This is a genomic window from Marinimicrobium agarilyticum DSM 16975, from assembly GCF_000423345.1.
GTDB classification, from domain to species: Bacteria; Pseudomonadota; Gammaproteobacteria; order Pseudomonadales; family Cellvibrionaceae; genus Marinimicrobium; species Marinimicrobium agarilyticum.
This window is the reverse complement of record NZ_AUHU01000010.1, coordinates 101714-117196: the sequence shown is the minus strand read 5'-3', so window position 1 is coordinate 117196 and position 15483 is coordinate 101714. Positions and strand designations below refer to the sequence as shown.

Here is a 15483-nt window from a genome sequence, read left to right as displayed (position 1 = left end):
GCGCGGAGTGCTTGGCGGCCGGCCAACGAGTTCAGGAGGCCGGCCGCCTTGCCTTTGCACCTTAGAACGTTGCGCGAACCCCAACGGTGTAGCGGGCTTCGTACTCGTTCTGCCAGGCGAACTGGTCCTCCCACTCCAGGTAATATTCTTCCTGCTCATTGGTGATGTTCGAGGCGTTGAAGAATACGCTGGCGACATCATTGATGTCGTAGCTAAAGGAGGCATCCACGTAAGCGGTGGGTTCCTGCCACAGGGTGCCTTCGCCCCAGGTCTGATTGAAGGCGACTACGCGCTTGCTGCGGTAGTTATAGGCGATACGGGCCTGCCAGGGGCCGGCTTCGTACCAACCGACCAGGTTGAACACGTGCTCAGAGTTGTCCTGGAAGGGCAGCGTCTCGCCGTTCAGACCGGTGTTGCCGGAGTTGCTGGGTGAGTAGGTGTAGTTGATGTCGGTACCGAAGTCGCGCAGCGCGCCATCGGTGAAATCACCGAAGGCGAGTTTGGCCGCCAGTTCGGTGCCTTTCAGTACACCGCCGTCCCCTTGAACGCTGGTGCTCACATCAACCGTACGACGCACCACGCCATCCTGGTCCGGCAGGGCCATTTCCACGGTGCCGGACTCGATGAAGCTGTCCACTTCCACATAGAACCAGCCGGCGGTCAACGCACTGGCACTGCCGAGGTAGTATTCGGCGGAGAGGTCGAAGTTGGTGGCGTTCCACATTTCCAGGTCAGGGTTGCCATCGGCACTGGCGCCGATAACGATAAACTGGCCTTCGGTGGGGCTGCCCTCCTCGGAGTCAATGGCGTAGCTGGGTGACAGGCCGCCGCCCCACTGGGCCAGGTCCAGCGGTGCCATGGTGCGGGAAACCGCAGCGCGCAGCACCCACTCATCGGTCAGGTCAAAGCGCAGGTTCAGTGATGGCAGCAGTTCATCCATCTCGCGCTTGGTGGTGATGTCACCATCGTCTTGCGCGGCCGCGCCATAGGGCCGGGCGGCGCCGACTTCGTTGCGCAGCACGGTCAGGTCGGTGTTGACCTGGCGAAGGCCGAAGTTACCGCTCATGATGCCGGTGGCGAAGTTGGCCTGAACGAAATAGCTCAGCTCATCCAGCTCTACTTCGTAGGAGCGGCCCGGGTTGGTGGCGCGGGCAGTGCCGGGGTACAGACGGTTGTGGTACGACTCTACGTCGTCCATGCTCGCCGGGTCCGCGGTCCAGATAGCGGGCAGGCCTGAGACACTGCCAAAGTCGGTAATTTGCGTCGGGTTCAGCTCAGACAGCGGAGTGGGAATGCCCGCCGTGTAGGCATTGCCGTCGCCATCGGTCCAGGTGCAGGCGCCCTCGATGCCGCCGCCGTTGAGGTCCACGTCGGTGGCTTTCCACTTCACGCCGCAGTTGTCGGGCCCCATCGGGGAGAGGAGGTCGAACTCGGAGTTTTTCACCTCGCGGGCGCTGTGGCGAATGCCGAAATCGACCGAGGTCAGGAAGCCTTCGTCAAAGGCGTAGTTGCCGTCGAAGCGGGCAACGTTCAGGTCGCCTTCGCGGTCGTAATTGTTCTCTGAGCTGAAAGCGCCCAGGGAATAGTTGTCGACTGACTCCAGGTAGCTGGCGAGCGAACGGTCCGGAGCGCCCGCAATGGGCTCACCTTGCAAGTCGGTGTTGGCGTTGTTGTCAAAACCGCTCCAGACCGGGTCGGAACCGGCGTAGTTCACACTCAGCACCGGGTAGCCCTGATAGCCGTTGGGGTTGGTTTTCAGCTGGCCGGGGCCGCAATCACCCTGGGTGCCTTCGGTGCCGGCGGGGTAGTGCTGGCAATCGACGCCCCACTGGCTGCCATCGGCCACGTCGATGTCCATATAGCTGTTCAACTGGGACTGCTCGGCGCTGCCGCTGATCAGGCGAGCGCTCCCGGTAAAGGCGCCACCGTTGTCGTAGTTGAGCTCCACGTTGACATTCGTGGAGTTGGCTTCGTTGGCGGCGACCGAAGCGTAGGATTTAAAGCGGCGGCCATTGCCGGTGTATTCCTGCACGGTGTGCAGGTCGCGCTCGTTGGCAATGGCGTCTTTGGCGGTGTACTGGGTGGGGTCAAACCAGCCCCAGCGCTGCCACTTGTCCGAGTGCGCCATGCCCATGATGCGGTCGAAGCCTTCCATGTCGGTGTAGAAGGCTTCGGTCACCAGCTCGAAACCGTTGCCCAGGTCCGCCTGGAAGGCCAGGTTGATGCCGTTGCGCTCGCGCTCTTCAAAGCGGTTATAGGCCACGTGCCCCTGGTAAGCCCAATAGGCGTCGCCCAGGTCACCGTCCTGGTTAGCGTCGACGCCGCCATCAACCACCTGGCCACCCAGGTCCCCCAGAGAGGCGTCAGGAGTGACCCAGCCGTAGGACCAGTCTTCCCCGGCAAAACCCGTCCAGCCGGCACTGCTGCCACCGCCGGCCATACCGGAGTAGTAGTTGGCGAGGTTGGCGGACTGGTGGGACACCGCTGCCAGGAAGCCGATGCGGTCATTCTGCCAGTTGATCAGGCCGTTCATGGACGGGTCGGTTTCACCGCTGTCCACGCCCTGGCTCGCCTGAACGGCGCCGGAGACGGTCAGGCCCTGGTCAAAGGAGAAAGGCCGGTAGGTTTTCAGGTCGACCACCCCGGTAATACCGCCGGAGTGCTGGGTGGCGGTCTGGGATTTGACGACTTCCGCACCGGAAAACAGCTGCGAAGGGATGTCGGTAAAGTTGGGCTGAACAGTGGTCAGGGAGTTCGCTCCGAGGTAGGACTCCCCATTCAACATGGTCAGCACCTGAGGCATGCCGCGCACGTTGATCGCGGCGCCTTCACCGGCGGAACGACGGACCTGGACCCCGGTGATGCGTTGCAGGGAGTCGGCAATGGTGACGTCCGGCAGCTTGCCGATGTCCTCGGCGGAAATGGCATCCACAATCGAGGTGGCATCGCGCTTAACGTTCAGCGCGGTCTCCTGTGCGCTGCGGATGCCGACGACCACGACTTCTTCAAGCATCGACATATCGTCATTTTGTGTTTGAGCCGAGGCGGTGGTAGCGGCCAGCGCCAAGGTGCAGGCGGAAATGCTGCTGGCGAGTAGCTGCCGTTTGAACAGGCGAGGGTTTTTCATGGTTCATTCTCCTAGTATTTCATTATTGCTTTAGGGGCGGGTATTGGCCGCCTGTTTGTAACCGGTTACTTTCTTGGTGACTATTAGCCCCTACGCGAAATAATGATTGAAGGGGGTAAAACGCGGATAAATCAGACAAATGAGGGGATCTTTATCGAGATGGGCCTCTCAAAAGCCTGTTTGAGATCGTCACCTTATTAGTGGTTTGAGCATTTTTGTAATCGGTTACAGGGAAAATAATGCAAATCTCGGGCGATTGCAAGAGGGGGAGAGGTTTCTTTACTGGTGGGCGGAGGGGCCTGAGCCCCTCCGGTGCGTCGAAATGACCCACCCTAGGCAAGCGTGTGCCAGGGCGGTTTACTTTTCGAAAGCGCTGATGGTCTGGATGGTGCCGTCATCGTTGTGAATCAGTTCGGCCATCTTGATGTTGCGCAGGTGGGTGACCCCTTCAGACAACTCGCAGTCGTGGTAGAACAGGTAATACTTCCCGTCCTTTTCCACCACAGAGTGGTGGTTGGTCCAACCCAATACCGGCTCCAGCAAGGTGCCACGGTAGGTGAAGGGCCCGTAGGGGCTGTCACCGGTGGCGTAGGCGATGCAGTGGGTATCGCCGGTGGAGTAGGAGAAGTAGTAGGTTCCGTTGTGGGTGTGGACCCACGGGCCTTCGAAGTAGCGGCGCTTGTTGTCACCGGTTTTCAAAAGCTCGCCGTTTTCGTCCAGCAATTCGATATCGCGGGGTTCTTCCGCAAACTCCAGCATGTCATCCCGCAGCTTGGCGACTTTGGCGCACAGGGCCGGTTCGTCGTCGGCCGGGTACTGGTCTTCCTGGCTGAATTCACCCGTGGTCCAGCGCTGCAGCTGGCCGCCCCAGATACCACCCCAATACAGGTAGTAGTCATCCCCGTCTTTATAAACGGCCGGGTCGATACTGAAGCTGCCTTTGATGGCTTCGGGTTGCGCGGTGAACGGGCCCTCGGGGCGATCGCCCACAGCCACGCCCAGCTTGAAGACGCCTTCGGCGGTTTTGGCCGGGAAGTAGAAGTAATACTTGCCGTCTTTTTCGGTGCAGTCCGGCGCCCACATCTGGCGTTCGGCCCAGGGCACGTTCTCAACGGTCAGCGCCACGCCGTGGTCGGTGACTTTGCCGAAGGGCTCGTCCATGGAGAAGACGTGGTAGTCCTTCATCTGGAAGTGCGCACCATCGTCGTTGAAGGCAACGCCGCCCTCCACATCGTGCGAGGGGTAAATGTAGATTTTACCCTCGAAGTTGTGGGCCGAGGGGTCGGCGGTGTACATGTGGGTCACCAGTGGGGAACTGGAGAATTTGTGCTGGGTTTTTGGGTTGCTTTCTGTCACGTTAACTCTCGCTTTTTCCAGTCAAACGTTGAATAGGGTGGGGCACGGTCACCAGTGCCATAAGGTTCCATCTTCGAGCCGGTTCACCGGCAGGCTGGCTCGTTTGTACGGGTGCTTCGCCGCTTCTTCTTCGTTGATATCCACCCCATGGCCAGGCGCGTCGCCGGGGGTGAAAAAACCTTGCTCGAACCGATAGTCGCGGGTGAATACGGACTCCATCAGTTCGCTGTGAGGCATATGCTCCTGAATGCCGAAGTTGGGCACCCAGTAATCAAAATGCAATGCGGCGCCCATGCACACGGGGGAGAGGTCGGTGGCACCGTGGCTACCGGTACGTACGCCCCAGAGGCTGGCAAAATCTGCAATGCGACGCATTTGGGTGATGCCGCCGGCGTGAACCACGCTGGTACGGATATAGTCGATCAGTTGGTTCTGAATCAGCTCCCGGCAGTCGTGAATGCTGTTGAACACTTCGCCCACCGCAATGGGTGTGGTGGTGTGCTGGCGGATCAGCCGGAACATTTCCTGATTTTCGGCTGCTACGGCGTCTTCCATCCAGAACAGGTGGTAGGGTTCCAGCTCTTTGCCCAGCCGGGCCGCCTCGATGGGCGTCAGCCGGTGGTGCACGTCATGCAGCAGGTGCAGGTCCGGGCCGAACTCCTTGCGGATGGCTTCGAACACCGACGGAATAAAGTTCAGGTACTTGTGGGTGGACCAGCTTTCTTCCGAGGGCAGGTCGGCATCGGCGGGCTCGTAGTCTTTGCCGCCCTTAGGCACGCCGTAGACTTTGTCGATGCCGGGAATGCCGCACTGGACCCGAATGGCCTGGTAGCCCTGCTTCCGGGCCTTTTCTACGGCTTTCAGGGTGGCGTCCAGGTCTTCCCCGTTGGCGTGGGTGTAGGTCATGATGCGGTCGCGGCTGCGGCCGCCGAGCAGTTGGTACAGGGGCATGTTGGCCGCTTTGGCTTTGATATCCCACAGTGCGACGTCGACCCCGGCCAGGGCGGTCATGCCGATGGGGCCCCGGCGCCAGTAGGGCCCGCGATAGACGAACTGCCAGATGTCTTCAATGCGGCGGGCGTCCCGGCCGATCAGTGCCGGCAGGACGTAGTCCTCCAGATAGGAGACGACGGATTTCTCCCTTCCGTTGAGGGTGGCATCGCCAATGCCATAGAGGCCGTCTTCGGTCGTGATTTTCACGGTCACGAAGTTGCGGCCCGGGCAGGTAACGATGACCTTGGCGTCTGTGATTTTCATATCAATCCTACTTACCGTTGTCCTACTTGATCGTTGCCATTTACTGTCGCTTAGCGCCGCTGGCTTTCCGGCGGTCCCAGGTAGCTGGGCTTCAAGTTGCCGGTGTCGATCATGATTTTTTGCAGAGTCACCGCCGGGTCGACTCGGTAGATCCTGAGGGTGTGAAGCCCCGGTTTCTCAATCGTGTGAGTGCTTACAGACTGGCGAACCCCGTCACTGACCGCAGTTTCCCAGGCTTTCTGGCTCTGGTCTTCGAGGATGTCGATGACTTGAGGTTCCTCGCCGTCGAAGGCGATGCCGTAGCGTAAGCCGCGACCTGGCACTATATTCAGGCTGGGCGCGAAGAGCGAGTGTACCTCGAACGCCCCGGTAGAGAAAAAGTAAATGTCATATTCAACATAAGGACCGTGGGTCGGATCTTCAAACGTTCTGTCTGTGACCGGAAAGCTGCTGATGGAGGAGAGGGTGCGACCGTGCTGGGGGATCACTGCCCAGTGGTGGCCGTTCCGGTCCTCTTTACGGTCAAAATGCGCGGCCTCGATGCTGACATAACCGTTGGCTTCCAAGAAGCCTTTCACCTTGCGGGCGACTTTGTCCGTGGGCTTGAACGTTTCTACTTGAACGCGGGCGCCGCCCCAGCCGGTGCCTTGCACAAAAACATGGCCACTATGGTTGCCCGCTGGCGCTTTGTTCCAATCGATGCTGACGTCGATGGTGGCTTCGCCGTCTACCGTGCCTTCGCTCTGGCTGAGCTGAATCCAGTCATGGCTGGGCTCGGCGGAAAAATCGAAGGGCGCCTCGCCCTTGGTGTAGACGGTGATTTGGCGGCTTTCGCGCCCGTACGGGCTGAAGGTGGGCAGCCGGTAGGTGCCGGGGGTGGGCCAGGCGCTTGCCATGCCTTCTACCGCGACGCCCATATCGGGCTTGCTGTGAGGCTTGTAGTCGTAAATCAGCGGCGCGGTGTTTTCCGGCGGATTGTTCCAATGGGTGTAGCCGATGCGCGGCTGGGACATGAAATGGTTCCACTTCCCGTCACTGATCTCGGTGTGGTAGTGCTCCTCCAGCATGCCGTCTTTCTCAAAACGCTCGCGTGCCAGCGCGCCGATGTCGTTGGCATAGGAACGCCCCTGCTTGGCGTAGAGCTGGTTACGGGCCTGGGCGATGTACATCTGGGTAATGTTGCCGCTGGCGCGCACCGGGTGGCGCACCAGTTGGTCAAAAGCGTCCCGCTTGGCCTCGGGCATTTGCTCATAAAGCGCATTGGCGCGCTCGATCATGTCTTCCATTTCCGCCTCAATGCGGTCCGCCTCACGGTAGTTGAGCAGGCGGTAGGTGTCAGCGCTCTGTTGCTCCGGCTTGCGCCGGCCGTTGTGGCGGGTGTAGTCGGTCATCAGCTGGGCAATGGCGTCGGCGTGTTCGGGGCCAAATTCGCGCTCGGCCCAGCGGGGGCCGAATTCAGCCATGCGCTCGCGGTTCCAGTACTCAGGATCCCAGGCCATACGCAGGAAGAACTCGATCGGGTACTCCATGGGCTTCAGGTCGCCCACGTTGACGACCCAGATGCGATCGGCTTCGTACTCATAGGCGAGGTTCATCTGTTCCCAGATTTTGGCCACGGGTACGGTGTTGATCCAGCGGTAGGAGCGGGGGCCTCCGACGTAATCGAAGTGATAGTAGACTCCGGCGCCGCCAGCGCGGTCGCGCTCTTCGGGCGTGGGCAGCCGACGAATGTTGCCCCAGTTGTCATCGGCCCAGAGCAGGGTGACATCGTCGGGCACGCGCATGCCGCTTTCGTAAAAGCCCTGCACCTCTTTATAAAGCGCCCACACTTGGGGCACCTCTTCAATCGGCTTGTCGAAGACGGTATCGAGAATTTCGCGTTGGTCGTGAACGACTTTTTCCAGCAGCCCGATGTTCTGGCCCTCGCTCATGGGGGTGTCTTCCTGGCCGCGCATGCCCAGGGTGTAGATACTTTCGTAGGGCTTGTTGCGCTGGGCGCCGTCGAGCCAGAAGTCGTAGAGGTTTTCCGGGTTGGTGGAGTATTCCCAGGCCCCTTTGCCATAGCGGTTCCACTCTTTATCGGCCCGCATCATGGGCTCATGGTGAGAGGTGCTCATGACGATGCCGTACTCGTCCGCGAGAATCATGTTCTGTGGGTCGTCGTCGGCAAAGGCGTTGTTCCACATGGCGGGCCAGAGGAAGTTGCCTTTCAGGCGCAGAATCAGTTCGAAGACGTGTTCGTAGAATTCGTGGTTGTAGTCGCCGTAGTTTTCCTTCACCCAGCCGGTCAGCGCTGGCGCTTCGTCATTGAGGAAGATGCCCCGGTACTTCACCTTGGGCTTGTCCTGAAGCTTCAGGTCCCCGTCCACATACAGGTGCTCCTGCTGGTCCGCAGGCACGTCGGCCCACCAATACCAGGGAGAGACGCCGATCTCTTCGGATAGATCGTAGGTGCCATAAATAGCACCGCGCTTGTTGCTGCCGGCGATGATCAAAGCCCGGTCGAGTCCGGGGGTGGGGTTTTCCACCACTTCCATATGGTAGGCGTCCCACTCGCCTTCAATGGCGCTGGGGTCGAGCTTGCCACTTTCCACCAACTGATCGAGTAACTCGCTTTGACCCAGCACCCCAATGATGACGCCCTGGGAGCCGAGACCGCCAGCGGTGCGCACAATCTGTGGTTGCTGACCGGTGACCCGCTCGATGTCGTCTCGCAAGTCGTGCACCGCCCGGATGACGCCTGGGTCATCTTGTGGGTCCACATAGAGGTTGGACAGGTGCTCTTTGCCCACCAGGCTCAAGGCGTTCGTCGATACGCTGGATTGAACGTAGTTCGGCCCTTCCAGTGCCGACGAAAGGGCGGGAACTGCGACAAGGAAGCTTCCCAGTAGGGCGCACGTCAGATTTCGGTGAAAAGACATACAAAAACCATTTATTAAAAATGTAGAGTTCGCCGCTCAATCATCTTCTAGTCAAATAAACAATAAGATTAAATGAGTCGACCCTGGATTACAAGGGGGTGAAAAGAGAATCAGGGGTGAAAGTATCTTGCGAGCGCTGGCTCAAGAACCCACCTCCGCCTGTGCTTCACCCCTTGTTGCTCAGCAGTGGCTTCACCGAATGATCGATTGATGATGGTCGGGAGAGTCACGTTAATTATCCTTTAAATGCTGCCATCTTCTGCGAAATTGTTGCAAAGTATCAAAAATGTCAATTTTTTTGGCTGGCAAAGGCTAGTATATCCACCTTGCATACAAGAGTACAAGAGCACAAGTATGTTGACTTGCAGAAATAGTCTGTGCAACTATTTGCTGGTCGCAGTATCAAGGCCCGGGCACTCCGGTAAATCACTAATAATTACGCCGCCACGACGTCCTCCCCAGGCATTTCATAATGGCGAATGGCGGCGAACAGCGAAGAGGAGGAGCCGTCAATTGTGGCGGCTGTAGAAATAATGAAAGCGAACCCCTTTTACTCTCGTATAAGCCAAGCCAGTGTCAATCGCACCAGCCCTGCCTTCCGGCGCTCCATGCTGGCGGTTGCCATCATGAGCTGCTCTTCACCGTTATTGGCCCAGGAAACTGAAGACCCGTCTACGCGCCTGGAGGAAATCACGGTTACAGGACAGCGAAGCGCGCTGGAAAGCGCGGCACAATTGAAGCGTGCATCGGATACCATTGGGGACTCGATCGTTCTGGATGAGGCGGGCAAGGTGCCCAGTACCTCGCTTCTCGAAATTCTGGAGCGAACGCCAGGGGTTACCATGAATCGTATCCGCGCCGGTAGTGAAGGTTCCCCGGACGGCTTTGCGTTCGAAGGCTCGGGGGTTCAGGTGCGCGGTCTGAACAAGACCAAGACACTGATCAATGGGCGTGAAGTCTTTTCCGCAAATGGCGGGTCAGGTCTCAGTTGGGCGGATGTCGGGCCGGAACTCCTTTCGGCGGTTACCGTTTACAAGGCGAGTCGTGCGGACCTGATCGAAGGTGGGGTGTCCGGCACTGTCAACCTGCAGACGCACATGCCGTTCGACTTCGATGGCTTTCAGGCCAACGCGGCGATTTCAGGTAGTTATGGGGATTTCTCGGAGGAGTTTACTCCCGCTGCTTCGGGTATGATTTCGAATCGTTTCGATACGGATATGGGCGAATTTGGTGTTCTTCTCGATGTGGCTTACTCGAAGATCGCCTCTCACGACAGCAACATTATTGTTCCGCCTTACTACGCAACCGAGTATAACGACGAGCGGGTCTACGCGCCTGGCGGCGTTCGCTATACGCAGGACCAGTTCGAACGCGTACGGGATGGATATTACGGCGCCCTTCAGTGGCGGCCGAACGACAACCTGGAGCTCTTCCACACTACTTTTATCTCAGAGCGTGAAAGCAACCGCCACAGCCAGATCCTGTCATTGGCAGAAGCCCCTGTCGGCGTTATGCCCGGCGCCGTATTCGATAACGGGGTATTCGTCCGGGGTGCAATCTCGAGCCCGAACCTTACGTCCGGTCTTAATGTGTCTCCGAACTCAAGCTTCACGCCCTCCTTCAGCCGGACTGCGGATTACAGCACAGGTTTCAAGTATGAGGATGAGGGTTGGGATCTGAGTGGTAGCTATCAATATGTTGAAGCCGAGTCGCGCTCGGGTAAGTATAGCCTTGGCGGCACGGTTATCCCGGCAATCGTTCAAACCAACCTGGATATGTCCGGTGACCGGCCGGTAGCCAGCTTCCAAACTCCGCTTTCGACAGATCCGGCGGATACTGGGCTTTCCCGAATCAACTGGTTGAATATGTCGAACGAAGGCGAGGCGCACGCGGCCCAACTGGACGCAAACTTCGAAATTGGTGACGGCTTCTTTAAAAAGCTTGCTATCGGCGGACGCGTCGCGGACCGTGAAGAATCTGATAGTTTTGTCGGGACTTGGTGGTCGGCGACTGGACGCGGTTGGAATGGCGTGCCAAGACCTTTCGTGGATACGGCTCCTGACGGTGATTTTTATCTCGAAGAGTTTTCGGATTTCTTTAAAGGAGATATTCCACCGCTCGGTGGTGTCTGGGTTGGAACCGATCAGGTCAATTCAGACGAGCAGTTCGAGCGCGTCGTCAACACCTACGCGGCTTGCGCACCGGACCTTTACTATCAGTGCAGCGACCCGGAGGCGAGCACATACATCTATGGTAACCCCCCTGACCGGAACTTCGATCAGTTGCCGTCCTTCTACGAGACAAACCACAAAACGCAGTCGGCCTATGCCATGCTGGGTTTCGAGAACTTTGGCGACTCGTGGTTCCAAAGTTTCAGCGGTAATGTCGGCGTGCGTTGGGTCAACTACGACATTGAAAGTGAGGGTAACTTCACCTTCAGTGGTGGTTCTCGCTACTACGCGAGCCTGGCCGATGCCGAGGCCTCTGTCGACGCAATGGGCGGCATTGAGAATGTAGCCACCTGGCAAGAAGAGAACGAAGGCCAGCAGCCTCCGTTGACTCAAGAGAGTGTTGGTTACGAGAAACAACGCATGGGAAGTCTGGAGAAGGATTACTTCCTGCCGTCGTTCAATATCAAGTTCGAGCCAGCCGAGGACTGGGTGTTGCGCTACGCTTTGACAAGAACACTTACTCCGCCACGATACCCCGATATCAGAGCGCAGGGGACGGCGGGCGTTCAGACGACGGAAAACCCCATCAACGATGAGTTGGCCGCGGAATACCCTGACGAGGACGTGTCGATCCCCGCGCTGTTCTCTGGCTACACCAATACAACGGGCAATCCGTTCCTTGAGCCAGAAATATCATTGAATCACGACATCTCGCTCGAGTGGTATCCACGCAAGGGGGCTTCGATGCACCTTTCGCTGTTCCACAAGACGATCGACAACTACATTACCTTCAACAACTTCTCGGCCCCAGCGAGTGAGTTCTTTTCTGAGGAGGATTACCCGCAATCGGCATCGGTGGACGGAAACGGTACCACCTTCCTTGAAGGGGCTGTTTCCAGCCGGACTAACTTCAATGCCGGGGAAGACACGATTATTAGCGGCTTTGAGTTCGGCGGGAGGACGTATTTCGACACGCTCCCAGGCTGGTGGAGTGGATTCGGTGTCGATGCGAACCTCACCTACATCGACAACGACTCGCCGGACGCCTTTGCCCAGGACATCAATGGGGGCGAGCTCAACGTGCCGGTCATAGGGCTGTCGGAATGGTCTTACTCGACGACCCTGCTGTACGATTGGGACAAGTTCAGTGCGCGTCTGGCGTGGAATTGGCGTGATCGCTACTTGACGACCACGAACGATTCGGGCACTACTAACGTCTATACTGATCCGTTTAGCGGCAATGAGGTTCAATTTGGATTGCCGGTCTATGCGGCGGAGTCTGGCCGGCTTGATGGTAGCATCTCCTATCAATTGACCGATTCGGTCAATATCAAGCTGAATGTACAAAACATCACCGATGAGGATCAGAGAACCGAGATGGAAATCCTGGACGGACGGTATGTTGACCGTGCGGTCTTTGTGACGGACCGCCGCATCAGCTTGCACTTGGGGGTTGACTTCTAAGCGAGCGGTGAAGGACGCTCTTGAACAGACTTGACTATATATAAAGAGGAGCCGAGATGAGCAAGAGTGTCCTGATCGTCGGGGGTGGAACCGCAGGATGGATTACCGCGGCCTACATGGCGCGGATGTTAGCGGCGGACACCCCGGGCGGGGTTTCCATTACCCTGGTTGAATCTGATGAGATTGGTACTGTCGGCGTAGGCGAGGGTACCTTTCCCATCATCCGTAAAACGATGGGCCGGATTGGCCTTGATGAAAGCGAATTGATTCGTGAGGCGGATGCCACCTTTAAACAAGGCATTCGGTTCAATAATTGGAAAAAGAATCCGGCGGATGAGCCGGATGACACCTATTTTCATCCTTTCCAGGTCAGCTCCCAGCACACGGATATGGACCTCTTGCCCTATTGGCTTCTCGGCGTTGCCGGGGACGTACCGTGGGCGGAGGCGTGTACGGTTCAGGAGCGGGTCGTGGATGCGAAACTTGCTCCAAAACTCATTACCCATCCCAATTACAATGCGCCGTTGAACTACGCCTATCATTTCGATGCCGGAAAGCTTGCCCAGGTCGTTCGCCGCCGCGCAATGGAAATGGGAGTGAAGCGGCTGATTGATACAGTCGATGATGTGAAACTAGACGAACACGGCGCTATCGCCTCCGTGCAGGGTCGTGATCATGGAGCGCTCAAGGCCGACCTGTACATCGATTGCACCGGTTTCCGGGCGCGGTTGATCGGGGAGACTCTGGGGTCTGAGTTTACCTCGTACAAGGATCAGCTGTTCTGCGACCGCGCTGTGGCCATGCAGGTGCCCTACGATCGGCCCGATGCGCCGATTCCCTCCTGCACCTACGCCACTGCGCAGGAAGCCGGGTGGACGTGGGATATCGGCTTGCATAATCGCCGCGGCGTCGGTTACGTCTATTCGTCCCGCCACTGCAGTGACGATGCGGCGCTGAACACTTTGAAGCGTTATATCGGGCCGGCGGCGAACGAACTGAAGCACCGGCAGCTGTCATTTGAGGCCGGGTTTCGAAAGGTCCAGTGGCACAAGAACTGTGTGGGAATAGGCCTTTCGGTAGGGTTTATTGAGCCGCTGGAAGCGACCGGCATCAGCTTTGCTGAGGTGGCTGCGCTCATGCTCTGCAATCTTTTTCCCTGGTCCGGGGATACCGAGCGCTCGGCCAAGCAGTTCAACGAGGCCATGACGAAGCGCTTCGAGCATGTTGTCGACTTTATCAAGCTTCACTATTTTTTGAGCCAACGGACGGACACCGGTTTCTGGCGAGACAATCGTGACCCCGCGTCGGCGTCCGACTACCTGAAAGGAAAGTTGGAGCAGTGGCGGCACAGGCCCCCATCTTTTCTCGATATTGATGCCAGTCACGATATCTTTGATGAGAATAGCTGGCAGTACATACTGTACGGCATGGAGTTCAAGACCGACATCACGGCACGCGCCGGTGCGTTGCGTTTTTACGAAGATGCGAAAAAGGAATTCGAAAGTATTCGCCAACAGAGCCAAAATGCCATGAATGCCGTCCCGCCCCATCGGGATTTGGTGCGCGAGGTGGTTGAGCGGGGCTTTCGCCCCAAGAGCACCGCGCGCGCATGAAACCTGACACCGAGTCCAAGTCCGCGAAGGCAGGTGACACGCCGAGGATGAACAGCGTTGTTATTGTTGGTGGCGGCACATCGGGCTGGATGAGCGCGGCGGCCATTGCCCGCATAGCGCCGCCAAATGCGTCCGTCACGCTCGTTGAGTCCGATGAGGTCGGTGTCATCGGTGTCGGCGAAGCGACCATCCCGCCGCTGATCGAGTTCAACGAATTTCTTGGTTTGAAGGAAAACGACATTCTGCGTGAGTGTCAGGGGACCTTTAAGCTTGGTATTGAGTTTGTTGACTGGCTGAATATCGGTGAGCGTTATTTCCACCCGTTCGGCTTTTACGGACGCGATACCCCGGAGTTTGCCTTTCATCAATTATGGCTTCGCTTGAAAGCACTATCTGATGAAGGTAAAACGCCCTCTGACCTTCCCGGAGATATCAATCAGTACAACCTCTGCGCGGTTGCCGCCGGCCTTGGGCGCTTTTCTCCTCCGCAGGGTGGTGGTGAGGCGATTTTGTCTACCATGCGTTACGCCTATCATCTGGACTCCAAGCGTTACGGTCAGATGCTCCGCCGGTATGCGGAGCAAAGAGGCGTTCGTCGTGTAGAAGGTCTGGTGGAGAGCGTTCAACAAAACCCGGATCATGGCACGATCCAGTCCGTAACGTTGCGCAGTGGTGAGGTACTCGCGGGCGATTTGTTTATCGATTGCAGCGGCTTCAAATCGCTGCTGATTGAGGGTGCTATGGGAAGCGGCTTCGTGGACTGGAGCCACTACCTGCCCTGCGATCGGGCGCTTGCCCTGCCCACAGCCGGAATTGGGCCGACAAAGCCTTTTACGCGCGCTACCGCCGACGTGGCGGGCTGGCGTTGGCGCATTCCTTTGCAGGAGCGCCAAGGCAACGGTTATGTGTACTCAAGTGCTTTTGCCGAAGAGGACGATGTGCACCGGCGACTCGTACAGGGGGTCGACGGGGAGGCTTTGGCCGACCCTTTGCCGTTGCGCTTCCGTACCGGTCATCGCCGCGCCTTTTGGGAGAAAAACTGTGTCGCTATTGGCCTGGCAGGCGGCTTTATCGAGCCGTTGGAGTCCACCAGTATCCACCTTGCTCAGGTGGGCATCCAGCGACTGATTAACTTGTGGCCGGGTCGTGGTTGCAATTCGGCCGAGATCGCCCATTACAATAAAGCAATGACGGCGGACTATGAGAGGCTTCGGGACTTTATCGTCCTGCATTACAACGCCACGCAGCGCGAGGATACGCCTTTCTGGCGTTATGTAGGCAATATGGAGATTCCGGAGACTTTGGCCGCAAAGCTGGAGATGTTCCGTGGTAGTGGAAGGATTATTGCCTCGCCGGAGGACTTGTTCACCCCTCATAGTTGGTTGGCGGTTATGCTGGGGCAGGGGGTACGCCCGCGCAGCTACGATGCATTGGTCGACCGTGTTCCTGAGGACACGCTGATTCAAAATATGCGCCTGCTGAAACAGGCTGTGGCCAAAACAGCGGCCGCCCTGCCGCCCCATGAAGACTACATCAGGCGTCGATGCGCTACCCAATGACGTGATACCGGCTCA

At 57.9% G+C, this 15483-nt stretch carries 7 protein-coding genes; 3 read left to right on the top strand and 4 right to left on the bottom strand.

What is annotated here, in order from left to right; translation table 11 throughout:
• Window positions 1-61: 61 nt before the first annotated feature.
• From G547_RS0111785 to G547_RS21180, 4 genes are all read right to left on the bottom strand, one after another.
• Entirely contained in the window at window positions 62-3127 is a 3066-nt protein-coding gene (locus G547_RS0111785) for a TonB-dependent receptor (protein ID WP_027330032.1), read from the bottom strand.
• A gap of 357 nt (window positions 3128-3484) precedes the next feature.
• Complete coding sequence (locus tag G547_RS21185) at window positions 3485-4423, bottom strand: glycoside hydrolase family 43 protein (RefSeq protein WP_051235345.1); 939 nt, start codon at window positions 4421-4423, stop codon at window positions 3485-3487.
• Between the two features lie 108 nt (window positions 4424-4531).
• The gene (manD, locus tag G547_RS0111775) at window positions 4532-5740 is read right to left on the bottom strand and encodes a D-mannonate dehydratase ManD (protein ID WP_027330031.1); all 1209 of its coding nucleotides are present in this window, start codon (window positions 5738-5740) and stop codon (window positions 4532-4534) included.
• 50 nt (window positions 5741-5790) lie between these two features.
• Window positions 5791-8661 carry a glycosyl hydrolase 115 family protein gene (locus G547_RS21180; RefSeq protein WP_036188275.1) on the bottom strand — a complete coding sequence of 957 codons (2871 nt, stop codon included), beginning with the start codon at window positions 8659-8661 and terminating at the stop codon, window positions 5791-5793.
• A 515-nt stretch (window positions 8662-9176) separates the two neighbouring features.
• Here G547_RS21180 and G547_RS0111765 point away from each other — a divergent pair.
• Genes G547_RS0111765 through G547_RS0111755 form a run of 3 tightly spaced genes read left to right on the top strand, consistent with a single transcriptional unit; the run spans window position 9177 to window position 15468 of the window.
• Entirely contained in the window at window positions 9177-12296 is a 3120-nt protein-coding gene (locus tag G547_RS0111765) for a TonB-dependent receptor (RefSeq protein ID WP_245573472.1), read from the top strand.
• A gap of 56 nt (window positions 12297-12352) precedes the next feature.
• Complete coding sequence (locus G547_RS0111760; protein WP_027330029.1) at window positions 12353-13909, top strand: tryptophan halogenase family protein; 1557 nt, start codon at window positions 12353-12355, stop codon at window positions 13907-13909.
• The gene (locus G547_RS0111755; protein WP_051235326.1) at window positions 13906-15468 is read left to right on the top strand and encodes a tryptophan halogenase family protein; all 1563 of its coding nucleotides are present in this window, start codon (window positions 13906-13908) and stop codon (window positions 15466-15468) included. The genes G547_RS0111760 and G547_RS0111755 overlap by 4 nt, the downstream gene beginning before the upstream one ends.
• The last annotated feature ends 15 nt before the right edge of the window (window positions 15469-15483 follow it).